Annotated in this window: 16 protein-coding genes; 4 read left to right on the forward strand and 12 right to left on the reverse strand. The window is 36.2% G+C overall.

Annotated features, from left to right (window positions below):
- Nucleotides 1-124: 124 nt before the first annotated feature.
- The 4 genes from GQ46_RS07845 to GQ46_RS07860 all read left to right on the forward strand — a co-directional run bounded on the left by GQ46_RS07845 (nt 125) and on the right by GQ46_RS07860 (nt 5,318).
- Nucleotides 125-1,075 (forward strand): YHYH protein, encoded by a 951-nt coding sequence (locus tag GQ46_RS07845; RefSeq protein WP_052503432.1) that lies wholly within the window; start codon nt 125-127, stop codon nt 1,073-1,075.
- Between the two features lie 20 nt (nt 1,076-1,095).
- The gene (locus tag GQ46_RS07850; RefSeq protein WP_044400197.1) at nt 1,096-2,403 is read left to right on the forward strand and encodes a sulfatase-like hydrolase/transferase; all 1,308 of its coding nucleotides are present in this window, start codon (nt 1,096-1,098) and stop codon (nt 2,401-2,403) included.
- Between the two features lie 188 nt (nt 2,404-2,591).
- Nucleotides 2,592-2,867 carry a hypothetical protein gene (locus tag GQ46_RS07855; protein ID WP_044400200.1) on the forward strand — a complete coding sequence of 92 codons (276 nt, stop codon included), beginning with the start codon at nt 2,592-2,594 and terminating at the stop codon, nt 2,865-2,867.
- Nucleotides 2,868-3,521: 654 nt separating this feature from the next.
- Complete coding sequence (locus tag GQ46_RS07860; protein WP_044400203.1) at nt 3,522-5,318, forward strand: T9SS type A sorting domain-containing protein; 1,797 nt, start codon at nt 3,522-3,524, stop codon at nt 5,316-5,318.
- Nucleotides 5,319-5,836: 518 nt separating this feature from the next.
- Here GQ46_RS07860 and queG read toward each other — a convergent pair.
- The 12 genes from queG to nrfD all read right to left on the reverse strand — a co-directional run bounded on the left by queG (nt 5,837) and on the right by nrfD (nt 24,679).
- Complete coding sequence (gene queG / locus GQ46_RS07865) at nt 5,837-6,760, reverse strand: tRNA epoxyqueuosine(34) reductase QueG (protein WP_044400206.1); 924 nt, start codon at nt 6,758-6,760, stop codon at nt 5,837-5,839.
- Nucleotides 6,757-8,088 (reverse strand): cytochrome P450, encoded by a 1,332-nt coding sequence (locus GQ46_RS07870; protein ID WP_044400209.1) that lies wholly within the window; start codon nt 8,086-8,088, stop codon nt 6,757-6,759. Before GQ46_RS07870 ends, queG begins: the two co-directional genes overlap by 4 nt.
- 103 nt (nt 8,089-8,191) lie before the next feature.
- Nucleotides 8,192-9,214, reverse strand: coding sequence for a Holliday junction branch migration DNA helicase RuvB (gene ruvB, locus GQ46_RS07875; protein WP_044400212.1), 1,023 nt, complete (start codon nt 9,212-9,214; stop codon nt 8,192-8,194).
- Between the two features lie 253 nt (nt 9,215-9,467).
- Nucleotides 9,468-11,357: an OmpA family protein gene (locus GQ46_RS07880; RefSeq protein ID WP_044400215.1), complete on the reverse strand. Its 1,890-nt coding sequence runs from the start codon at nt 11,355-11,357 to the stop codon at nt 9,468-9,470.
- A 20-nt stretch (nt 11,358-11,377) separates the two neighbouring features.
- Nucleotides 11,378-12,334, reverse strand: a complete 957-nt coding sequence (locus GQ46_RS07885) for a type IX secretion system membrane protein PorP/SprF (RefSeq protein ID WP_044400218.1) — start codon at nt 12,332-12,334, stop codon at nt 11,378-11,380.
- A gap of 27 nt (nt 12,335-12,361) precedes the next feature.
- A complete protein-coding gene (locus GQ46_RS07890) occupies nt 12,362-17,083 on the reverse strand; it encodes a gliding motility-associated C-terminal domain-containing protein (RefSeq protein ID WP_197077345.1) in 4,722 nt (1,573 codons plus the stop codon).
- A gap of 242 nt (nt 17,084-17,325) precedes the next feature.
- Nucleotides 17,326-19,116, reverse strand: a complete 1,791-nt coding sequence (locus tag GQ46_RS07895; protein WP_044400224.1) for a cbb3-type cytochrome c oxidase subunit I — start codon at nt 19,114-19,116, stop codon at nt 17,326-17,328.
- 74 nt (nt 19,117-19,190) lie between these two features.
- Nucleotides 19,191-20,384, reverse strand: a complete 1,194-nt coding sequence (locus GQ46_RS07900; RefSeq protein ID WP_082041726.1) for a cytochrome c oxidase subunit II — start codon at nt 20,382-20,384, stop codon at nt 19,191-19,193.
- Between the two features lie 39 nt (nt 20,385-20,423).
- Complete coding sequence (locus tag GQ46_RS07905; RefSeq protein WP_044400227.1) at nt 20,424-21,815, reverse strand: quinol:cytochrome C oxidoreductase; 1,392 nt, start codon at nt 21,813-21,815, stop codon at nt 20,424-20,426.
- Between the two features lie 26 nt (nt 21,816-21,841).
- The gene (locus GQ46_RS07910) at nt 21,842-22,399 is read right to left on the reverse strand and encodes a cytochrome c (RefSeq protein WP_044400230.1); all 558 of its coding nucleotides are present in this window, start codon (nt 22,397-22,399) and stop codon (nt 21,842-21,844) included.
- A gap of 9 nt (nt 22,400-22,408) precedes the next feature.
- Nucleotides 22,409-22,939 (reverse strand): DUF3341 domain-containing protein, encoded by a 531-nt coding sequence (locus GQ46_RS07915; protein WP_044400233.1) that lies wholly within the window; start codon nt 22,937-22,939, stop codon nt 22,409-22,411.
- A gap of 9 nt (nt 22,940-22,948) precedes the next feature.
- Nucleotides 22,949-24,679: an NrfD/PsrC family molybdoenzyme membrane anchor subunit gene (gene nrfD / locus GQ46_RS07920; protein ID WP_082041727.1), complete on the reverse strand. Its 1,731-nt coding sequence runs from the start codon at nt 24,677-24,679 to the stop codon at nt 22,949-22,951.
- Between the last annotated feature and the right edge of the window lie 5 nt (nt 24,680-24,684).

Below are 24,684 nucleotides of genomic sequence, written 5' to 3' on the forward strand. Positions count from 1 at the left end.
CCTGTTACCCATACAAGCCCCTTGTAACAATTAAAAAAGTTAATCCTCAGAAAAAACAAAACAATTATGATTAAACCTTTTGACTTAAAATTAGTCAGAGAAATAAACATAATCACATCTAAATATGAAAAGCAAACCAAACCAATTTATGAAATTATTTCAGTTGAGCTTAATCCTTATTACTTTTTTAATCGTTGTTAGCTGCCAAAGTGACGATTCTGGTTCTGATAGTGAAGCCCCAATAGTAAATGCAACTATTGACCTTACACATTTACCTTTTGGAGGCTTAGATCCGACTAATATCTTGATAAGAAATCAAGGTGATGTTCAACCCGATTTTTTATCCTTGTGGCTTTGCGGTCTTCCCGCCAATGGGGCTGGCAACGCCGATGCCAGCGATTGGACAAATCCTGATGGAACGTGGGATTATACCAGAAAACCACAGGTTGAAGGAAATATTACTTGGATGAGCGAATTTAATGTTTCGCTAGATGGTAGTGGCAATAGGGTTATAACAGGAAATGCATTACCAGACCATCCAACTGGCATTTTCCCTATAACGCCCGGCAGTATCGCCTATCAATACGACGGAAACCCAAATATAATTACTGAACATCAGGTATCATACTTTTTACCAGCAGTACCCGAAATAGCCTTAGAAGAAAGCTGTGTTGGATTTGGACCTGCCGGTATTTCTCTTACTGGTAGTGCAATATACCATGGAGCATCTACGCTTGGTAATGATGCCGCAGCTCATGAAATTTTTGATAGATTTGGTGGTCATACAGACGGTACTGAAAGATATCACTATCATTTTCCAGCTCAAGATCTTCAAGATCACATTCACCCCCATGAATCTGGTCACTCAGCACTTATGGGTTATATGTTAGATGGATTTGGTATTTATGGCCCTTATGGAGAAAATGGAGAACTATTGTGGTCTGCAGATTTAGATGAATGTCATGGTCATACACATCCCGTACTTTGGGATGGTGAGATTATTGACTTATACCATTATCACTGGACTAATGACTTTCCTTATAATATTGGTTGTTATAAAGGAACCCCACAATAAAGTTATAAAATAAAAAAAACATGAAATTCACTCCGTTTATAACAACAATTTTTTTAATTACTGCGCTCTCATCATGTTCCAAAAATTTGGAGAGTACAGCATCAGATGTCGAATCGCCAAGTCTCGCATCGCCAAACATTCTTTTTATTATAGCCGATGATTTAGGTAAAGATGCCATCAACGGATTTACAGAAGGTAGCATTAAACCAAACACACCAAATATAGATGCTATTAGAAATAACGGACTGTCTTTTAGCAATTTTTGGACGAACCCAACGTGCACACCCACACGATCTTCTATAATTACAGGGAAATATGGCTATCGCACTAACGTAAAAGGTGCTGGTGATGTTTTAGGGCAATCTGAAGTTACTTTACAAAAGTATATTAGTGATAATACCAACAATAAATATGCTTCTGCCATAGTAGGTAAATGGCATTTATCTGGCAACGGTTTAGATGTAAATCCTGAATCTTTTGGGATTGATTATTACGCTGGCCTTATTCGCGGTGTGGTAGATGATTACTATGAATGGCAATTTTTCGAAGACGGCCTTAGCAGCGTGCAAACTAGCTATACCTCCGAAAAGTTTACCGATTTATCAATTGATTGGATTAATGAACAATCGAAACCATGGTTTATGTGGTTGGCTTATAATGCCCCACATACGCCATTTCATGTACCGCCAAGTAATATGCATAATCAAGGTAGCTTACCAGGCTATGTTAATGGATTGGACCCAATGCCTTACTATATGGCAGCAATAGAAGCAATGGACTTCCAAATTGGCCGATTATTAGAAAACATTCCCGTTGATGAAAAAGAAAATACCATAATTATCTTCATTGGAGATAATGGCACCCCAAACCAAGTTGCCCAAAGTCCGTATTCAGGGACTACAGTAAAAAACACTTTATATCAAGGGGGTATTAATGTACCGATGTTTATTTCTGGTAATCCCATTTCGCGTTTGGGTACAGATGATAACTTAATTACCAGTACAGATTTGTTTGCTACAATAGCTGAAATTGCGGGAAGTAATACAAACGAAATATATGACAGTAAAAGCTTTAAATCTCTATTCACAAGCAATGATATTTCAATTAGAGATTACCAATATTCTGAAATGAATGATGGAATAACCGATGCGTGGACTGTTAGAAACAGAGAATATAAGCTCATTGTTAATGCAAACGGAATTGAAGAACTATATCATTTAGTTAATGATCCTTATGAAAACAATAATTTAACAAATGGAAACCTATCAACAAGTGAGCAAAGCGCAAAATCGGAATTAGAAGCTGAATTAACAGCCATCAGGAATTAAAATAACGGGCTACAAGAACTAAGCATTATATAAGCCGTATAAAAATAATTACAAGAACTTACCTGCTTTCGAAAATCCTTACGAATTTTCTATTCAGTATAATTTTACTAAATTAGCGGTTCAATAAATATGACCTGCAACCTTGTTTCAGGACAAGACACCACTTCAAAACGCTAAAAATCAGTATTATGGAAAATAATTTAGCCAAAATCAAATCAGAATTAGAAACTTACGCCGTTGAATCTAATTTAACGGAATTACAAATTATTGACAAACTAAAAGCATATTATTTCAATAAAGAAGTAACCAAAAATCTTAAACTTTATAAAAAAAGAAAGAAAAAAGTAAGCGAAATAACTAAAGACCTAAGAATTTCGCCTCGTAAATTTTATGCTATTTTGGAACAGAAAAACGTAGCCCATACCAAATACAATAAGACAAAAAACGAAAGCGAAAACGAATAAAATGTTGCTTTTAATTCTGGTTCTGAGGGTTATAACAAACATCTAAAACCTTGTCTAGCGTGGATTACCATTTTTACTCTTATATTATGGACAACCACACATCTGGCTTATCAATTAAAAAAAGACGAAAAAAATTAATACTTCAAAAGTATTAATATGCCCTCTTAACTCTAAAACCTTAGCTCCCAAAACTTAGGTCTTGGAAGACTTTCCAAATACCTGTTCTCATTGAACCTCTTTCAATTTTCAATGTCTATAGTAAAACCACTAGTTCTAATTGACGCCTTAAAATCTGGACTTTTATTATAAAGAAACCAGTTAACAACGCTGTTAGATACTTTTCTTCTTCTAAATAAAAAAAAATAAGAAGCCAAATTCCTTTAATAAATACTCGCATATTCTTACTAGTAAGGCTAAACTGAATTTTGTTGCTCCTCAAACAAAAAATGAGAAAAGTATTGATAACCATAACTTAATAAGTTTGTCTTTAGACTATTCGTTTGTGTTCCTGAAAAAGACTAGGTGACAGATTCCTAAATAAATACATTACAACCTGTGGTTATAAACAGACTAAAAACAATCTTTTTGCTGTTTTTTAAATTTTAATGTTAATTTTTTAGATATATTTAGAAAAAAATACCAAATATTAAGAATATGAAATTAAAAGCTACCCTCACTTTTTTATTATTATTAATGATACTTACCATAAACGCTCAAAATTTTATTGAAAAACAGCTTCCTTCACCCAATAATCTTAGCAGCTTCTTCATTGGTTCTTTATTAACATCGACTATCCATTACGGCGAAAAACCATCAAACTTTAATGGCGAAGTACTATTATTCAATCATGGTTATATCGATTTAAATCAATTGTTTTTTACTGGCAATACCTTTTACAAAGAAGCTTATAACGCAGGTTATCATGTTGTTTTTGTTGGAACTACGAGAGGAGAAGGTCTTTGGGCAAACGGTAAATTATTGGCAGAATCTATTGATATCATTACCAAAAAATATACTGTAAACGCGCTTACCATTATTGCGCATAGTAATGGCGGAAAAGCAGCAGAGGTTGCTATGTTTACTTATAACAAAAAAGATAAGGTTAAAAAAGTATTTGCTTTAGGCACCCCTTTTTGGGGTACTTATTTAGCTGATATCTCACAACAATGGTGGTTTAATTGGATATGGAACCAAACGGGTTTAAATGAAGGTGCCGCAACTTCAACTACTTACTATTGTCGTGATGTTGTTAGACCCTATTTCGATAACCTTAATACTAATCAGCCAGAAAAATTTTTTATCCTAGGTGCTTCTGGTTTTAAACATGGTCACACTATTATAGCGCCTTTAATGTTTACTAGTGGCTCTATATTGTATTTAACTCAAGGCACAAATGATGGTGTTACGTCATATCGCAGTTCATTAAGACCAGAAGGTTATTATTTATTTAATAAAGGAGAAGCCCGACTAGATCATGCAGACCTAGCTTTCGGTCAATATGTGTGGCCGCATATAAAGCCTTATTTAGAGGGGACCATAAATAAAACGCAATTTCAAAAAGTGAATACTAAACTTGAAAACGAAATTTCAAGTAATTACCAAATAATAAATTCTGATAACAGTTACGACAAAGTTGTTTTAAATAAGCCTTTAGAGACTATTAAAATAGAAGTCTTTCATGAAAAAAAGGATGCAGAATTCATCTTACTTTCAGGCAACAACAAGTTAATTAAAACGAGTAAATCTTCTCATCTACCGCAATATAATAGTAGTTACACAATAAATAATACAAACGGTTCCTTTTCATTAAACGGAAACTCTCGGTTTGCTGCTTTTGTTCATTTTACAGAAGGACCAAAAATGAATTATAAAGCGCAAAAAGAGAATGAAACTATTACTATCTCATTTGAAAATACTAAAATCCCTAATGAAGAAATTGAAGTTGATGCTATTATTAGTAAAACATCAAATCTTTATGGTGAAAAATTAAAAAACGAGTCATTCGTTTATCCACTAACTTATAATTCTGGTTCTAACAGTTTTAGTCTAGACACCTCTAATTTTGATGAAGGGGTCTATAGTCTTTACATTACCGGTAAACATTCAGAATTTGTACGTTCTATCGTCTCTGGTTTTACAGTAGGTTCTCTATCTATTAAGCAAGTAAATGATGACATTGTTAAATCTGATAGTAAAGAAATTGAAATTGCTTTAAAGTATAATGTCATAAAAGACAAAATTGAATTGATAAACACCTCAACGAACAGCATTGAAAAAATTAGAATTGCGGTTTACAATCTTAATGGGGAAAAACTAATAGAAGAAGATTTAACTGAGAACAATCGTCTTTTTCTAATAAAAAGCGGTGTTATTAACTTAGCGAAAGGCTTATATATTATAACTGTAGAAAAAGATAATTTAAGAAAGAGCTTTAAAATTATAAAGAAATAATTAATTCAAAAACTTAATATTAGACTGTAATCCTAAAAAATTGGTGTGATTAACTCCGAGTTTTCGAAAACGCCATAGCCATAGCTTGAAACCATAAGCACTGTTATGAACAGCTGTGCTTTGCCATTGCTTTTGAAAAAATAAGGTGCTAAAATAACAAGTGCTCTTTTAAGTACTTATTTGTATCTCTGTATTATGCAAACAGTAAATTATGCCGCGTTTCGTTCGAATCTAAAACATTGACTAGATAAAGTAGTTATGAGGTGTACCTCTTTATTAAGCGTAAAAACAGAAACGACCTCGTATTACTATCTTTAGATGACTATCACTCATTAAACGAGTAAGCGCATTAATTAAAAGTTACGTGCGAACATCTTTTGGGGGCATAGGGAAACCGGACTTTATAAGATGATCAGGGGCATGACCTGTGAACATAAATTAGTATACAAATATGATAATGGCCGTTTATTAAAACGGGCGTTTGTCGCTATCATTATGGGAAATAAGACTTTTATAAATCACTTCAAAAAATCAATATTACGTGTCAAGCCTGAAAACTTGGTTCGCTTCACGGCGCTTTTTTGAAATACTTTTTTAAAAACATCTTCAGTAATTTCTTCCCAGTCCTTTTTGGTCATGTCTAATAATTCTGGATGCGGATTAAAAAGCGGTTCATTATGCGGTTTGGAGAATTTATTCCACGGGCATACATCCTGGCAAACATCGCAACCAAAGATCCAGTCGTCAAACTGACCTTTCATGGCGTTTGGTAGCTGGTCTTTTAATTCAATCGTAAAATAACTAATGCATTTACTGCCATCAACCACGTAGGGCTCTACAATGGCCTGTGTTGGGCAAGCGTCGATACAAGCGGTGCAAGTACCACAGTGGTCGGTAGTAATACTATCGTATTCTAAGTCTAAGTCTATAATGAGTTCTGCTATAAAATAAAAAGAGCCCACTTGTTGTGTTAACAAATTACTGTGTTTGCCTATCCAACCTAAACCCGATTTTGCGGCCCACGCTTTATCCAACACAGGTGCAGAATCTACAAACGCACGACCAGAGACTTCGCCAATTTCTTCCTGAATAAAATGGGTGAGTGCTTTTAATTTTGATTTAATAACATGGTGGTAGTCGTTACCATAGGCGTACTTGGAAATCTTAAAAGTGTTTTCCTTTTGGGTGTCTTCTGGATAATAATTGAGTAATAATGAGATGACACTTTTAGAGTCTTCCACAAGTTTTGTAGGATCAAGACGCTTATCAAAATGGTTTTCCATGTAGTGCATGTCGCCATTCATATTATTATTCAGCCACTTTTCAAGTCGTGGTGCTTCAACCTCTAAAAATTCAGCTTTGCTAATACCACAAGAGAGAAAACCCAAGCGTTTGGCTTCGGCTTTTATTTTTTGTGTGTCTTTAAACTTGTTCTCAATCATGATACGCGCTTTTCAAAACTTAAAAATGCGTTTTTAGGCTTTAAAGTAATTAAAGGTGTAATTTCTATGGCATCAAATTTGGGATGAATTTTATAGGTATTTACCAATTCTGTGACGGCTATAATCATTTCAAACATTGCAAAATTATTGCCGATACATTTACGTGGTCCAGCACCAAAGGGAAAATATTGTGCCGAATAAGGGATACCACCGTCTACAAACCGTTCTGGTTTGAAAGCGTCTGGCTGCTCCCACAACTCAGGGTGGCGGTGCATTTCATAAACCGAAAACAATAAATTACAACCAGGCTCAAATGCCATTCCATTAAAATCATCGGCTTCTACATTCACACGGTCTATAAAATAGGCTGGCGGATACAATCGCATGGCCTCTTCTAAAACTTGTTGACACACTTTAGACGTAGAAACAAGTGTCATAAGATTAGTACCTTCCGACTTTATTTTTAAATGTTCAGCTACTATTTTATCTTGCCATTCTGGATGTTTTGCCAACAACTGAAAGGTAAAAGTTAATGCATTGGAGGTCGTTTCGTGGCCTGCCGTAAAGATAATGAGAATTTCATCTATGAGCTGTTCTTCGGTCATGCCTTTACCGTCATCATACCTTGTTTCGAGTAACATGTCCAACAAATCATCATAACGCTTGCCAGAAGTTTTACGCGCGTTTACAATCCGTTTTAAAATGTCTCGCGCCTCTTGAGATAGTTTTAAATAGTGATCTAAAGTTCCGCTTATTTTAAACCACCACCCCAGATAGGGCTGACGTAATTCGCGCACTAACATACGTTGATTGGCCTCTGTAATAAACTGAAGGCGTTCCATATCTTCAGCACTGGCCGCAGTGGTAAACAATGATTTTACAACGGTTTGAAAGGCTAAATCATTGAGAACCGGAAAAATATCTATGGTTTTTTCAGGCGCTATTTTTTTGTATTCCAGCGCTATAGTGTCCTGCATACCGCTTAACAGGTTTTCAAGTTGCTTCTTATGAAAAGCAGGCTGCATCATCTTACGTTGCTTTTTCCATTTTTCACCTTCTGATGTTAGCAATCCTTCGCCAACATATTTTACCAGATCCTCGGTTTGTATTTTAGACTTGACGTAATTTTTTTGGTTTTTCTGGAGGACATATTGGGCGAATGCGGCATCACGACAAAAGAAAATTTTCGTATTAAAGCCTACATTCAATTTAAAAATATCTCCCTTTCTAGTAAAGTTCTTATGATGAAAAGGGAGTGGGTTTTTAAGAATTTCGAGTGAATGCTTAATGAATTGCAATAAGGAAACTTCTGGTATTTCTCGCTTCATTGTTGTTATTTTGGTATCCTTAATTCTTTCAAAAGGAAACTATCCTAATTAGCGCACGTTTTTACAACTATCACTGCTGCCCATTGGGAAAGTCGGGCTGGACCTAAAACAGTCCGCCTTGGGTTGGGCCTTTAATTTTTCCTAAATGCTTATAGGCCAATTCTGTGACTTCCCGTCCACGTGGTGTTCGCATAATAAACCCTTGCTGAATTAAGAACGGCTCATACACCTCTTCCACGGTTTCCGTACTTTCACTCACTGCGGTGGCAATGGTTGAAATACCTACTGGACCACCTTTAAATTTATCGATAATGGTCGATAATATTTTGTTATCCATTTCATCCAGTCCGTAGGCATCTACATGTAATGCCTCTAAGGCAAATTGCGCTATCTTAATATCAATGCTTCCATTGCCTTTAATCTCGGCAAAATCACGTACCCGACGCAATAATGCATTCGCGATTCTTGGTGTCCCACGACTTCTTCCAGCTATTTCTATTGCTGCTTCCATAGAGATTGGCACTTTTAATATGGTTGAACTCCGTTGTACGATGGTAGTGAGCAGTTCGGTATTGTAATATTGTAATCGGCTTTGAATCCCAAAACGGGCGCGCATAGGTGCTGTTAATAACCCAGAGCGTGTTGTTGCTCCCACTAAAGTAAACGGATTCAAATTAATTTGAACCGTTCTTGCATTAGGTCCAGATTCAATCATGATATCGATCTTATAATCTTCCATCGCAGAATACAAATATTCTTCAACAATTGGGCTTAACCTGTGGATTTCATCAATAAACAAGACATCTCTTTCTTCCAGGTTTGTTAACAATCCTGCTAAATCGCCTGGTTTATCTAATACTGGTCCTGAAGTGATTTTAATACCCACTTCTAATTCATTCGCCAGAATATTCGCTAATGTTGTTTTTCCTAATCCTGGGGGGCCGTGAAATAACGTATGATCTAAAGCCTCTTCTCTTCTATTGGCCGCCTGAACAAATATTTTTAAATTTTCCAACACCTGATCCTGCCCTGTAAAATCTTCAAAAGACAGGGGTCTTAAGTTTTTTTCAATGTCTAATTCCTCTGGTGAGAAGTTTTCGTTTGTAGGATCTAAGTTATCGTTCATGCTTGCATTCCGCGAAAGCGGTAATCTTATTTAGTTTTTATAAAACCCTTTCTTTTAGCTTCACAATACTCTTTCAATGAGACGGCTTGATTTTAGTAGCTAAAGGTCTTCTAAAGATACGACATTGAAAGATTTACGCCTTCGCGGAAAAGAAAAAATCTTATGCCTCAAATATAAAGAAAAAGCCTTTCAGTTAAATAATAAAACGGAAAGGCTTTTACAAGATTTCCGTCTTCACGGAAATGAAAAAATATTAATTCAATATCTTAAATTCACAACGTCTATTGATATCATATTCTTCTTCTGAACAAATACCTTCTTTATCACATTGGTTTAAGGGTTGTAATTCGCCATAACCGATGCTTCGTAAACGGTTTCTTTCAATACCCTGACTCACTACATATTCTAACGTAGATGCTGCACGACGTTTAGACAAGTCTAAATTGTATTGATCTGGGCCACGGGCGTCTGTGTGAGCGGAGACTTCTACTTCCATTTCAGGATATTTCTTCATTAAATCAACTAATGTATTTAATGTTTTTGCTGCATCTGGGCGGATCTTAGATTTATCGAAATCAAAGAAAATCTTATCTAATTTAATCTGAACATCGCCTTTTTCGGTTTCTTCTACTTGTGCTTCAGCATCTGCATATGATTCTAAAATAAGTTCAATATCATGCTGCACTTTTCCTTTACTATCTGTAGAAAACTCAACATCCTGAGGAATATAAGCCTTGCGCGTACCCCGAACTCTATATTTTTTATTTGGTTCTATTTTAAATAAGTATTTTGCCTCATCGCCTACTAAAGTATCGTGAATTACAGTCCCGGTTTCGTCCATTAAAGTAACTAAGGAACCGATTAGTAATGCTTTAGAATTCTTATCGGTTACCACGCCTTCCACCTGGTACTTGGTTAAATAGTTTTCTATTCTATCAACGGTAAAGATTCTATCTTTACCGCCACGATTAGTAGAGACATACCCTTTGTTCTCATTTTCTCGAATAACATAACTAAAGTCATCTAAATTACTATTAATTGAAGCGCCTAAGTTTACTGGTTTATCGAAATCTCCATTAACCATATTACTTCTAAAGAGATCTAAACCACCAAAACCTAAGTGACCAATTGAGGCGAAATACAAAACATCGTTTTCACTAATAAAAGGAAATTGCTCTCTGTGTTTTGTGTTTATTTTAGCCCCCAAATTTTCTGGTTCACCGTAGGTGCCATCTTCATTAACAGCTACTTTGTAAATATCAAAACTACCAAAACCGCCTTCCATATCACTTGCGAAATATAGTGTTTTACCATCCTTACTCAATGCTGGGTGCTCTGTACTGTAGTCATTAGCAGTGAATGGTAATGCGGTAACATTTGTCCATGCTCCATCTACTAATGTCGCTTTAAAGATTTTAATTTGTGCTACTCGGTTTTCTTTTGTTTTTGTTTTTGAAGCGTTTGTACGATTAAAATACATGGTTTTCCCATCACTACTAAAAACCGCATTACTTTCGTGAGAGTCTGTATTAATAGCATCAGAAAATGGCACCACATCTTTTAATTCTCCTGACTGCGTTAAGGTTGCGCTGTACAAATCTAAGTATGGCAATTCGTTCCAAGCATACGACGGATTATTTTCATTCCTTGCTGAAGCAAAAACTACTTTATCATCACCGTAGAAAGTCATTCCAAAATCCTGTTGTGAGTTTATGTTTTCTATTTGTTTCAACTCAAAGTTATGTGGTGTTGTTTTTCTGTTTTCTTCAACAAATGCCATTGTATTTACAGGTTTGCCGTAATAAAGACTTAAAAATTTATCTGCTTCATTATAATCTTCTACGCCTTTTAACGCTTGACCATATCTAAAATAGAATTCAATATCTATAGAATCTTTATAGGTAACAAAAAATTCGCGATAGGTTTTAGTCGCTTTTTGCATTTGATAGTTATAGTAATAACTATCCGCTAAATTTTGAAGCACTTCTTTAGAGCGGTCTTCTGATGTTTCATAAATGTTCGCGGCTTCTTTATAAGCTCTCATTTCGAAAAGCTTGTTTGCTCTCTTTAAACTGCCTTTTTGTGCTGTAGCCATTCCGCTAACAAATAAAAGGCAGGCAAGTATGTATAATTGTTTTTTCATAATTGTAGTCATTTAAATGGTTAGAAGAATCTTGGTGAACGGTCGTAGCCCCCTCTGAAGCCAAAGACATCTATATCGAACAACACAAATATTTCATGTGAGCCTGAATTGTAATCTCCTAAATTAGTTGTTGTATAATCGTAGGCATAACCCACTCTTAATTCTGGTGTAATTCTGAAGTTAACGAGTGCACTAACCGCATCATCTAACCTATACCCTAAACCTGCTTCTAAACGGTCATTAAATAATACGTTAGCTGTGAGATCTAAAGCCAATGGTGATCCTTTTACTGATTTTGCCATAAAAGCAGGCTTAAATTTCAAGTCTTTATTGATTTCAAAAACATAACCTCCTGTAAAAAAGTAGTGAATGTTTTGGACGCCTTCTGCGTTGATTCCGTTTTCAGACTCAATATGCTTTGTTGATAACATATTAGGTGCCGAGAGGCCTAAATAATAGTGGTCTGTAAAGTAGTAAGCACCTACGCCTACATTTGGAAATGCTTTACTTATGTTTTCATTAAACGCAACATCTGATGATTGGTCACCAGACTGTAAATTGAATCCGCTAAAATTCGCATTAAAGAACGTAACACCCGCTTTTAAGCCGAAAGATAATTTGCTTTCTAAGCCCACAGGAAGTACGTAAGCAAAATCTCCATAAATGTTATTTTCATTAACGACATCTCCTATATTATCATTAGTAAAGGACAAACCAATTTCAATTTTCTCGTTTAAAGGGGTGTGCGCAAAGAAGCTTCCTGTTTTGGGTGCGCCTTCTAAGCCTACCCATTGTGTTCTGTATAACCCGCCCAGATTCAACATGCCTTCGTCTGCAGTTGCATACGCCGGATTAACAACACTCATATTGTACATGTATTGCGTGAATTGCGGGTCTTGCTGTGCATGACTTTGAAATGACAGTAAAGTCAAACCAACAATGACAGCTATTTTGTAATATCTATTTAAATTTTTCATCTTTTCTAAAATTGTATTATCCAAAAATTATCTGTTTAAGTATAAACGCCCTTGTTCGGGTTTGTTTACGCCATCATTGAAGTTGAAAATGTAATAATAAACACCAACTGGCAAGTCACCACTTCCAATGGATCTTGATTGGTTAGATTTACCATCAAATGCTGGTGTAGAAGCATTTCCTTTATACACGATATTCCCATAGCGATTATAAATCTCCATTTCGAATTTTGGGTACAATATGTCTAAGTTGTCTACATAAAATGTGTCGTTTACTCCATCTCCATTAGGTGAAAACCCGTCTGGAACCACTAATATTCCGCAACGCGTTACGTCTGGATTAACGGCTAAACGTATGCTGCTTTCACATCCTGTAACAGGATCAATTAAAACAGCATAATAAGTGGTATCTGGGGTAAGTTCAGTTGAGCTACTAATAACACTACCATTGGTTACAGCATCATACCATAATACATTACTTGTTGTTGCATTGTATTCAGAAATATTATCGGTTAACTCTGCTATTGTTGGTGCATCATTAATACATAATTCTTGATCAGCCTCTATAAGTGTTGGCGTTGGGGCATTACCTACTGTTACTGTAACTGATACTCTTATTGAGGACTCACAACTAGTGGCTGTGTCTGTTTGTGTCGCGTAATAATCCTCACCATTAATTAAAGCTTCAGTAGTATCTAAAGGTGTTGTCGTTGTTGGTTCTGCATACCATAGAATTGCCGTTCCAGATACCGAAGCCTCTAAATCTGCAACTGTAGGATTCTCCGAAGCACAAAACTGAGGTGTTGCGTTGTTTACCGTTGCACTAGCAGAATCGTTAACTGTTACTGTTGCAACCGCTGTAGCATCCATTGTACAAGGCGCCACGGCAGTTACTGTATAAGTAAAATTATAGGTTCCCGCTGTGACTTGTGTTAAATCTAAGGTAGTTCCGGAAAAACCTACCGCAGCATCGTCGTTTGTAAATGTTCCTGAAGTGTTTGGTGTACCATTTAATACCGATAATACATTTAATGCACTATTTGATGCATCAATATTTACTATACAAATTATAAAAGTACCATCTGTTCCTGCATCTGCTGCCTGACTTACATTAACATCAAAACTTACGGAATCATTACCACAAGCATTTGCAATAAAGTAAGTATAAGTTCCAGATACATTTTCAGCACTAGGATCAAAACTATTTGAAACCGTGTTTGAATTGAATGACCACGTTCCGCCAATATCTACTCCTGTAATATTATCGAATAAGTTATAAGTGGCATCTGTACTACAGAACGATAAATCTCCATTAGCTGTTCCGGCACTTAGTGGTGCTTCAACCGTAACCGTTATGGTTGTACTGTCGTCTAAACAAGGTGCTGCAGCTATTACTAAATAAGTGAAATTATAGGTGCCTGGTACGATTCCGTTTGTATCAAAAGTGTTTCCTGTTACTGCTCCGGTTCCATCGTCATCCATCCAAGTACCAGTTGCATCTTGAGAACCATCTAAACCTGTATTTAAGTTTACAGTGGTATTATTACATGCAATAATAGGCATGGCTGCTAGTGCTCCTGCATTTGGTGTTTGATTAATAGTTACAGTCACTTCTAATCGCGTTGCAGACTCACAACCTGTAGTGGCATCTGTTTGAGTCGCATAATAGGTTTCTCCATCACCTAAAGCAGTTGTTGCTAGTAAAGCAGTTCCGCCAATAGCTTCGTCATACCACTGTATTGTAGTACCTGTTGCTGATAAATCTGCTATTGTAGCTGCATCACAAAATGCTTGCGCAGCAGCGCCTGCTGGTGCTGGTGTATCATTAATTATAACCGTCACCGTTGGCGTATTAGGATCATCACAAGTCCCAATTGCATCCACATCGTAAGTAAAGCTATACGTTCCGGCTGCTAAACCATCTAACGTCACAACACTTCCTGCTAATTGACCAGAAGGTGTATCGTCATTCCAAATACCTGGTTGATCTTCATTATCAAGAAAATCGAATAAATTTATGGTTTGTCCTGTTGTGATTTCAGACAGACAAAATTCAGGCGACGCATTCACTGTTCCTCCACTAGGTGCATCTTCAACAGTTAGTACTACCGTTGAACTGTTTGAACACATATTAGCATCTGTAATGTTATAAGTGAAATTATAAGACCCAATGGCCAATAGTGTTAAATCTACACTATTTCCAGTTAAGGCTCCTGTTGCATCATCATCTGTCCAGGTTCCACCCGCATCGTTTCCAGCTAATTGACCGAATAGATCAAAAGGTGAATTCGCTGCTAAATCATTTTCACAGAATAATCTTGGTGTGGCAGTTCCTGTATTTGGTAATGGATTTATAGTGACTTGAACGGTTACTAGTTCATCATCACAAATTCCTATGGCATCTACATCAAAAGTAAAATCATAAGTTGCTGCCGTATACCCTGATAAATCAACAGGATTAGCAATTGCTGTTCCTGTATTGTCTGTACCTATGTACCAGGTTCCTGTTTGATCTTCGTTATCTAATAAATCGAATAAATTAAAAGTTACAGGCGCTGCACCTTCACAAAATTCGGTCGTTCCATTTACTGTTCCAGATTCCGGAGCATCATCAATAACAATGGTTACCGTGGTACTATTTGAACATCCATTAGCATCTGTTATACCATATGTAAAGTTAAAAGTACCAATTACTAATTGAGATAGGTCTAAACTATTTCCACTTAATGCACCTGTTGCGTTATCATCTGTCCAGGTACCACCTGCATCCACAGGCGGTCCTAATAAAGTGAATAAATCAAAAGCTGTATTATTAAGTACTGGATCGTTTTCACAATACGGAGCAGGATTATTTGGTATGCCCGTATTCGGTAGTGGATTTATAACGACTTGAACGGTTACCAGTTCATCATCACAAATTCCTATGGCATCCACATCAAAAGTAAAATCGTAAGTCGCTGCAGTATATGCTGATAAATCAACTGGATTAGCAATAGCAGTTCCTGTATTGTCTGCACCTATGTACCAGGTTCCTGTTTGATCTTCATTATCTAATAAATCGAATAAATTATAACTTACAGGCGCTGCACCTTCACAAAACTCGATTGTTCCATTTATCGTTCCCGATTCTGGTGCCGGTTCTATTGTGATTGTTATTTGTTCTGAATCACTGCAGGTTCCATTATCTATAGTATAGGTGTATAGGTATGGGCTACCAGCAACGGTATATGCTGTAATATCTATTGGGCTAGCAACTGTATTGCTTGAAATATCTGTCCAAGTTCCACTATTATTGTCTTGTGAACCATCTAAAGCATTAAATAAATCATATGGAGAATTCGTGGTTAATTCATTTTCACAGAAAACAGCATTAACCGCAATTCCCGCATTAGGGTCTTGTAAAACGACTACTTGCACTGTAGTAGACTCTTCCGGACACAGATTAGGTGAAACGTTTTGTGTATAAGTAAAATTATAAGTAGCAGGTGTGAAACCTGATAGATCAATTGGAGAAGTCACCACTGGATCTGTACTTGTAGTTCCTTGTGTCCATTGTCCGTTTGGATCTTCATTATCTAATAGTGTTGATAGATCAAATGCCACGGGTAATGCAGCTTCACAAAACGTTACAGGATTTAGTGTAGATGGTATCCCTGAAGTAAATGTTTCGGATATAGTAATTGTAACTGTAGCGATATCTTCGGGACAAGCGCCATTGGCTGGCACTGTATAAGTATATATATAAATACCTGCACCAAATCCAGATATATTAGTAGTTCCTTGCGGATTTGCGGTTATTGGTGATGGTCCAGTCCATGTACCAGTTGCATCTGGCATTCCAACCAATGCTGGGAATAAATCAAAATCCGCGGTGGGAACGTTATCATCACAATACTCTATTGTTCCGGGTGTTCCTGCGTTTGCCGGATCAAAAATATTTACAGTGACCTCTATTGTACTACTAGTACACGTGCCTTCATAGGCACGTATAAAATAATTCTCGCCATCACTTAAAGCTGTCGCTGGATTCAATGCTGGTGGAATTGGGTTTCCTAAACCATCAACACTGGCAAACCAATTAAAATTATTTGTTGTTCCCGTATCCAAATCTGCCACAGTTGGATTAGTATCCGAACAAAATTCTTGTGGTGTAACAGGTGTTGGATCTGTTGGCGAATCGAATACCACTGCAAAACCAACTTCTACCTGACTCTCACATCCTCCTCCATCTACTAAAACAATATAATAATTAGTAGGAGAGCTAGATAAAGCATCTGTAGCATTGGCAAGTATCGTTAAGTCTGGGTCATAAAAAATAGCTACAGATAGACCTCCTGAAATAAAAGGTTGTATATCATTATTGATAAATGTTTGAATGGTAGGATTTTCATTAGAACAATAAAAGCCATCAAAGATTTGACCAGATGGATTAACAACAAAGTCAACCATTATAGAGGGTCTTGGCGCACAACTTCCCGAGTTACTTTCCGCATAATAAGTGCCTTCTTGAACAAGTTGTGTTGAAGTAAATGCGCTACCGCCTGTTGCTGCGCTGTACCATAGAATTCCATCACCATTATCTGTGGCAAACGCATTCAAGTCATTGAATGTAAAACCAGATGCATCACAAATTATTGGATTAGGATTGTTTACCGTAGGGCATTGAGCATACATAAAATAACTACTGCTCAGGAAAACCATAATGTAGGACAGAGTGATTACTGATCTCCTAAATAAGGATTTTATTTTCATAATATTGGTTCGTTTAGTTAATAGCAATCGCCGAAAACTGCCAAATTTAATCATTCATTAATTTAGCGTAAATTTTCTGACAAAAATAATTTATAAATACAATTTAACTGATTTTATTGTATTTCATCGAAAATATTCCTTTTTTTTTGCGTTTATCAAAATAATCGCTCGAAATCCGCCAAAATAAAAAAGCGTATTCTATGCAGAATACGCTTTTCAATATGTGTTTAAAAAGAAAATTTTTAATGTTGTAATTCTTCTTCACCCTCTTTAAGTGGAACGATTTGCGACACAAAGTCTTCATCATGCCCAGGTTTACTGTAGTCATATGCCCAACGGTGTACATGAGGAATTTCTCCTGGCCAGTTACCATGAATATGCTCTACAGGAGTTGTCCATTCTAAGGTATTTGAACGCCATGGATTTTGTACTGCTTTCTTTCCAAAGAAAATACTACTAAAGAAGTTATATAAAAATACAATTTGAAACGCTCCTCCAATTAAAGCAAAAATTGTAATAACAACGTTTACATCTTGTAAATCATCAAATAACGGGAAGTTACTATTTGTATAGTAACGTCTTGGTAGCCCTGCCATTCCGATGAAGTGCATTGGGAAGAATACGCCATAGGCACAAACTGCCGTTACCCAAAAGTGAACATATCCTAAATTCTTATTCAGCATACGACCAAACATTTTTGGGAACCAATGGTAAATTCCTGCAAACATACCATATAAGGCTGAAATCCCCATCACTAAGTGAAAGTGTGCCACTACAAAATAAGTATCGTGTACGTTTATATCTAAGGCACTATCACCAAGAATAATACCTGTTAAACCTCCAGTAATAAAAGTAGAAACTAATCCTATAGAAAACAGCATGGCTGGATTCATTTGAAGGTTTCCTTTCCAAAGCGTAGTAATATAATTAAACGCTTTTACCGCAGATGGTATTGCAATAAGTAATGTTGTGAAGGTAAATACAGATCCTAAGAATGGATTCATTCCTGAGATAAACATGTGGTGACCCCAAACGATTGTTGATAAAAAGGCGATGGCTAAAATTGAAGCAATCATGGCACGGTAACCAAAAATAGGTTTACGTGAGTTCGTTGCTATAATTTCTGAAGTAATCCCTAATGCTGGTAGTAATACAATATATACCTCTGGGTGTCCTAAGAACCAAAATAAATGTTCAAATAATACTGGTGACCCCCCTTGGTAATGTAATACATCCCCTTGAATAAAAATATCTGATAAGAAGAACGAAGTACCAAAACTTCTATCCATTATTAATAATAATGCTGCAGATAATAATACTGGGAATGAAATAACACCAATAATTGCGGTTACAAAAAAGGCCCATATTGTTAATGGCAATCTTGTCATCGACATCCCTTTTGTACGTAAGTTTATTACGGTCACAATGTAATTAAGAGATCCTAATAATGAAGAGGCAATAAAAATAGCCATAGAAGCTAACCACATCGTCATTCCTGCACCTGAGCCCCCTTGAGCCATTGGCAACGCACTTAATGGCGGATAAATTGTCCATCCTGCTGCTGCTGGTCCAGCTTCAACAAAGAAAGACAAAACCATAATAACACTAGAGATAAAAAATAACCAGTAAGAAATCATGTTTAAGAATCCTGAGGCCATATCTCGTGCACCAATTTGCAACGGGATTAATAAATTACTAAATGTACCACTTAACCCTGCTGTTAGTACAAAGAATACCATAATAGTACCATGAATGGTCACTAATGCCAAATAAATATCGGCATCCATTACGCCTTCTGGTGCCCATTTTCCAAGTAATGCTTGAAAAATAACATTTGGTTGCTCTGGCCATGCAATTTGCATACGCATCATAAGAGACATCATCACCCCAACAACTCCCATAATAGTACCTGTAATTAGGTACTGCTTAGCAATCATTTTGTGATCTTGACTAAATATGTATTTAGTTACGAAAGTTTCTTTATGATGGTGACCATGATCGTCGTTTGCATGTGCTTCTACGTGTGCTGACATAATCTTAATATCTTTTTTTAATCTTTTAGTATTCTTTGGTAATAAGTAATGGACTTTTATTTATCCACAATCTCTTAATTGGATGCGGCCTCGTCCTCGCTAACTGTATCATTAGCTAAACCCGTTTCTTCATTAGCCAATTCGTTTTCATTTTTAATCGCATCATCACTAGCTGTTTCATCCATCACTGGTTCATCCTCGATTAACGAATCTTTAAACACTTTCTGTGTTTTCATCCAAGCATCATATTCTTCCTGTGTTTCCACGATGATCTTCATTTGCATGTTGTAGTGTGATTTACCACAAATCTTATTACATAATAATAAGTAATCAAATTCGTAACGCTCTAAACCTTCTTCTCCTTTGGCGACTAAAGCTTTACTCTTTTCTATTCTTATGTCATTAATATTTTGAACTTTGTCAAGCATTTCAGGTGTTTCACGCATATCGAAAGTGGTTACAGTAGGCGTAAAACCAAATTGCGTAATCATACCCGGAACACAGTTCATTTGTGCTCTAAAGTGTGGCATGTATGCCGAGTGCAATACATCTTGTGAACGCATTTTAAATAATACTGGACGCCCAACAGGTAAATGTAATTCTGTAGTAATCACATCGTCCTGTGCATTAGGATCAGATTCATTTAAACCTAAAATGTTTGCGCGATTAATATCGATTAATCTAACGTTTGCTTCTCCTAGGGTATTATCTTCCCCTCCATATCTCGCTTTCCAGTTGAATTGCTGTGCATATAATTCTACAACTAATGGATCATTTTCTGTACTTACGTTCATAATCGTCGTCCAGGTAAATAACCCTTGAATAATTAATCCCGCTAATACAATCACTGGAATGATGGTCCAGATGGCTTCTAATTTGTTATTATCTGCATAGAACAAGGCTTTTTTACCTTTCTCTCCTCTGTACTTAAAAGCGAAGTAATGCAATAGAAATTGTGTTACCGTCTGAACAAAGAAAATAACAATCATTGAGATAATCATTAAATTATCTATTCCTGGTCCATGTTCTGAAGCTGAATTAGACATTAAAGGAAAATCGCCGAACATAACAAAACACAGGATTGTAATGACATAAATGAAGATTAAAAAACCTAACATTAAATAACCATTAATCTTGTTGTCTTGGTCGTTTGCTACTTGATTATTACTCTCAGCTGTTTTGCCTTGCGTTAAATCGAATATCTTTACCATTTGCCATATGGCAACTAATATGAATACTAAAACTATAATTGATAATAAAGCCGTCATTGTTGTCGTTCTTCTTTATTGATTTGTTTCTTACTAATACTAATAATGAAAATGTTCACTTTCTTTTATAAAAGGATTACGTGTTGGCTCTAATGGCGCTTTAGTAAGTGCTGTAAAGACAATAAAAATAAATAATCCGATAAAGAATAACATTGAACAAATTTCTGGTATCCCTATATACCATTGGTCACCAACCGTCGCTGGCATAATCATATTAAACACATCCACATAGTGACCAGCTAAAATTACGATACCTGCCATTACAACGAACCAAGGTACACGCTTATAATCGCTATTCATTAAAATTAAAAATGGAAAGATAAAGTTCATTACAACCATTCCGAAGAATGGTAATTTATAATCTTCAATACGTGTTACGAAATAGGTTACTTCTTCTGGAATGTTTGAATACCAAATTAACATGAATTGAGAGAACCATAAATAGGTCCAGAAAATACTAAAGCCAAACATGAATTTTGCTAAATCATGTAAATGACTATCATTCACCTTAGGTAGTAATCCTTTACTTTTTAAATATATTGTGATTAGTGCAATTACTGTTATTCCACAAACCAACATCCCTGCTAAAACGTACCAACCGAATAACGTTGAGAACCAGTGTGGATCTACACTCATAATCCAATCCCATGACATTATAGACTCAGTATATATAAAGAACACCAAGAATGCTGCAGAAATACGAAAGGTTTTTTTAAAGTTTTTGTTGTCCTCTGCTTTATCTTGAGCTAGAGAAAACTTTCTTGCAAAGTATCTGTATAAACTCCAACCCGCGATAAAGATTAAACCTCTAATAATGAAGCCAGAAACATTTAACCAACCTGTTTTACCTTGGATTAATTTATCGTGAGCTACAACTTCTGGATCCATCCAAACAAAAATGTTATAATGACCAATAAAGTTAGATAATGCTGCAATTAATAATACAATTAAACCCCCAGGCAACACGTAAGCTGTTATCCCTTCCATAACTCTTAATAACAACGGTGACCAACCTGCCTGTGAAGCGTATTGGATAGCATAGAATGCCAAAACACCTAAAGAAATCATAAAGAAAAAGAACGCCGCGATGTAAAAGGCAGACCAAGGTCTGTTATGCATGGCATGCATGACATGTTCTGCATGGGCATCTCCATGATGAACCGCTTCTGTCGCTCCATGTGTATTAGTATCATGTGCATTATCAGAATGCTCAGCATCATCAGCAACAACATGTGCTTCTGTTTCCATTTTATGAGTTTCTTCTGCATGAGACGCTTGAGCATGACCACCATGCGCATCTCCTTCAGCAAGCATTGTTTTTACTTCTTCTAACGTTTTATTAGAGGATATAAAACCATAGCCGACACCTAATGCTCCAACAAGCATTAAAACGATAGCAGTTAATCTTAGTCTGTTTGAAATTGTATACATATCTATATATAAACTTTATCTAAATCTTATTTTTCTAACTCTGCTTTCAACTTCATCACATAAGCAACTACCTGCCAACGTTCTTCTTCACTTAGTTGATTTGCGTATGACCCCATAGCGTTCTTACCATAATAAATAGTATGATACACTGACCCTTCTGTAATCGCACGACCAGCATCATCATAACCTGGCACACCAAGTATTTTTTCTCTTTGCACTAATTTACCTTGACCTTTACCTTTATTACCATGACATATTGCACAATAGATGGTATATAATGGTCCGCCTCTTTCATAATCTACTTGAGTAGAATCTAAGGTGCTCTTCAATGCTTCTTTAGCTTCATTATAGCCTTCTGTGGTATTTGCAATATCAAAAGGTGTGTAACCTCTAGGTATCGCGCCTTCAGCAGGTAGTTTAGCTTCCATATCATTTGGCAAAAATTCAACTTCTTGATAAGCCTCATAAGCCACAGACTTGTACATGTTAGGCATGTATTCGTAATTAGGTCTTGAATCTTTTTTACAAGATGCAAAAGAGATAAGTACTACAGCTAATATTGTTATGTTAAAAATACTTTTCATTGTGTATAATTAATGGGTATTATCTACTACGTTTATTTCCACTGCACCAGTTTGTGACAATAAATCGTGCAATTCTTTTTCGTTTCCATGAATTGAGATTTCCATTAAAAAATGATCATCTGTTGTTCTTGGATCTGGATTTTCAGCTTTTTTAAAGGGCCACATTCTACTGCGTAAGTAAAACGTGATTACCATTAAGTGGGCTGCAAAAAACACCGTTAGTTCAAACATGATAGGCACAAAGGCTGGCATGTTTTCTAAATAGCTAAAACTTGGTTTACCACCAATGTTTTGCGGCCAGTCTTCAATCATAATGAAATCCATCATTAAAACGGCTACAGCTAAACCTACACAACCATACATAAATGATGCGATTGCAATACGTGTTGGCGCTAATCCCATTGCCTTATCTAGTCCGTGAACTGGAAATGGTGTATATATTTCTTCAATGTGAAATCTTTCAGCTTTTACCTTTTTAACGGCAGCCATTAAGACATCATCATCGTTATAAATAGCGTGAATTACTTTTGAAGCTTCCATATGCTACTTTTAGTTTATTAATTTTTTAGCTTGTCCAGACCAATCATCACCCTCTGCTCTTCCAGGAACAGAACCTGTGATTTCCTCTAACAATGTATATTCTCTATTAGTCATTTTACTTACCTGTGCGAAAGTAAAGATACCGATACTATTAAGGGTCTCTTCCATTTCTGAATCGATACCATCAATTTTCTTAAGATCATCAGCTGTTTGCACCGCTGGATCAAAAGTACCTACACTTTCCAGTAAGTTACTAACTTTTGTATCGTCTTTTGCAAAATTAGGCGTTAATGTGGTCTCTTCTTTTAATTGATAAACAGACGTTCTACTATCTGTTCCTGTGCCCACTAAACTCTCACCTCTTTCACGAATATTCTTATAACGCTGTCCTGAAGATTTTAAAATTGTTTTAACCTCTGCTTGCGCAATGACCGGGAATGTTCTTGAGTATAATAAGAATAATACAAAGAAGAATCCTATGGTTCCAATAAAAATTCCAATATCAACAAACGTTGGCGAGAACATCGTCCATGAAGATGGTAAATAATCTCTGTGTAATGAGGTTACGATAATTACAAAACGTTCAAACCACATCCCAATGTTTACTACAATAGAAATAGCGAATGAGAACATAATACTTGTACGTAATTTTTTAAACCACATAAATTGTGGTGAGAACACGTTACAAGACATCATCGCCCAATATGCCCACCAGTAAGGCCCTGTTGCTCTGTTTAAGAATGCATATTGCTCATATTCTACCCCAGAATACCAGGCTACGAATAACTCAGTGATATAAGCCACACCTACTATAGAACCTGTAATCATGATAACGATGTTCATTAGCTCGATATGCTGTACTGTAATATAATCTTCAAGACTACACACTTTTCTCATAATAATAAGCAGCGTGTTTACCATAGCAAAACCTGAAAATACTGCACCTGCCACAAAATATGGTGGGAATATTGTTGTATGCCATCCTGGTATAACTGACGTTGCGAAATCGAAAGATACAATCGTGTGTACCGAAAGCACTAATGGTGTTGCCAATCCGGCAAGTACCAATGAGACTTCTTCAAAACGCTGCCAATCTTTAGCACGACCTGTCCAACCAAAGCTAAGTAAGCTATAAATTTTCTTTTGAAACGGTTTAATCGCTCGATCTCTAAGCATTGCAAAATCTGGCAATAAACCTGTCCACCAGAATACTAATGATACAGATAAATACGTTGAAATTGCGAATACATCCCAAAGTAATGGCGAGTTAAAGTTTACCCACAGCGATCCAAATTGGTTTGGAATGGGCAATACCCAATACGCTAACCATGGACGACCCATGTGAATAATTGGAAATAATCCCGCTTGTACTACTGAGAAAATAGTCATTGCTTCTGCAGAACGGTTAATCGCCATTCTCCATTTTTGACGGAAAAGTAATAGTACGGCAGAGATAAGTGTCCCTGCGTGACCAATACCAACCCACCAAACGAAGTTAGTAATATCCCAAGCCCAACCAACGGTCTTGTTCAATCCCCAAGTTCCAATACCAGTAGATACTGTATAAATAATACAACCAATTCCCCAAAGAAAAGCAAGCAATGCGATTGAAAAAACAATCCACCAATGTTTGTTGGCTTTTCCTTCAACAGGTGCTGCGATATCTACGGTAACATCGTGATACGACTTTTCGCCTGTAACTAAAGGTCTTCTAATAGGTGCTTCGTAATGAGACGCCATAATCC

Source organism: Lacinutrix sp. Hel_I_90, from assembly GCF_000934685.1.
GTDB lineage: Bacteria > Bacteroidota > Bacteroidia > Flavobacteriales > Flavobacteriaceae > Lacinutrix.

Bases quoted from the DNA above. Each gene is read 5' to 3' on its own strand.
- GQ46_RS07845 (WP_052503432.1), top strand. From the start codon at position 125: ATGAAAAGCAAACCAAACCAATTTATGAAATTATTTCAGTTGAGCTTA.
- GQ46_RS07850 (WP_044400197.1), top strand. From the start codon at position 1,096: ATGAAATTCACTCCGTTTATAACAACAATTTTTTTAATTACTGCGCTC.
- GQ46_RS07855 (WP_044400200.1), top strand. From the start codon at position 2,592: ATGGAAAATAATTTAGCCAAAATCAAATCAGAATTAGAAACTTACGCC.
- GQ46_RS07860 (WP_044400203.1), top strand. From the start codon at position 3,522: ATGAAATTAAAAGCTACCCTCACTTTTTTATTATTATTAATGATACTT.
- queG (WP_044400206.1), bottom strand. From the start codon at position 6,760: ATGATTGAGAACAAGTTTAAAGACACACAAAAAATAAAAGCCGAAGCC.
- GQ46_RS07870 (WP_044400209.1), bottom strand. From the start codon at position 8,088: ATGAAGCGAGAAATACCAGAAGTTTCCTTATTGCAATTCATTAAGCAT.
- ruvB (WP_044400212.1), bottom strand. From the start codon at position 9,214: ATGAACGATAACTTAGATCCTACAAACGAAAACTTCTCACCAGAGGAA.
- GQ46_RS07880 (WP_044400215.1), bottom strand. From the start codon at position 11,357: ATGAAAAAACAATTATACATACTTGCCTGCCTTTTATTTGTTAGCGGA.
- GQ46_RS07885 (WP_044400218.1), bottom strand. From the start codon at position 12,334: ATGAAAAATTTAAATAGATATTACAAAATAGCTGTCATTGTTGGTTTG.
- GQ46_RS07890 (WP_197077345.1), bottom strand. From the start codon at position 17,083: ATGAAAATAAAATCCTTATTTAGGAGATCAGTAATCACTCTGTCCTAC.
- GQ46_RS07895 (WP_044400224.1), bottom strand. From the start codon at position 19,116: ATGTCAGCACACGTAGAAGCACATGCAAACGACGATCATGGTCACCAT.
- GQ46_RS07900 (WP_082041726.1), bottom strand. From the start codon at position 20,384: ATGACGGCTTTATTATCAATTATAGTTTTAGTATTCATATTAGTTGCC.
- GQ46_RS07905 (WP_044400227.1), bottom strand. From the start codon at position 21,815: ATGTATACAATTTCAAACAGACTAAGATTAACTGCTATCGTTTTAATG.
- GQ46_RS07910 (WP_044400230.1), bottom strand. From the start codon at position 22,399: ATGAAAAGTATTTTTAACATAACAATATTAGCTGTAGTACTTATCTCT.
- GQ46_RS07915 (WP_044400233.1), bottom strand. From the start codon at position 22,939: ATGGAAGCTTCAAAAGTAATTCACGCTATTTATAACGATGATGATGTC.
- nrfD (WP_082041727.1), bottom strand. From the start codon at position 24,679: ATGGCGTCTCATTACGAAGCACCTATTAGAAGACCTTTAGTTACAGGC.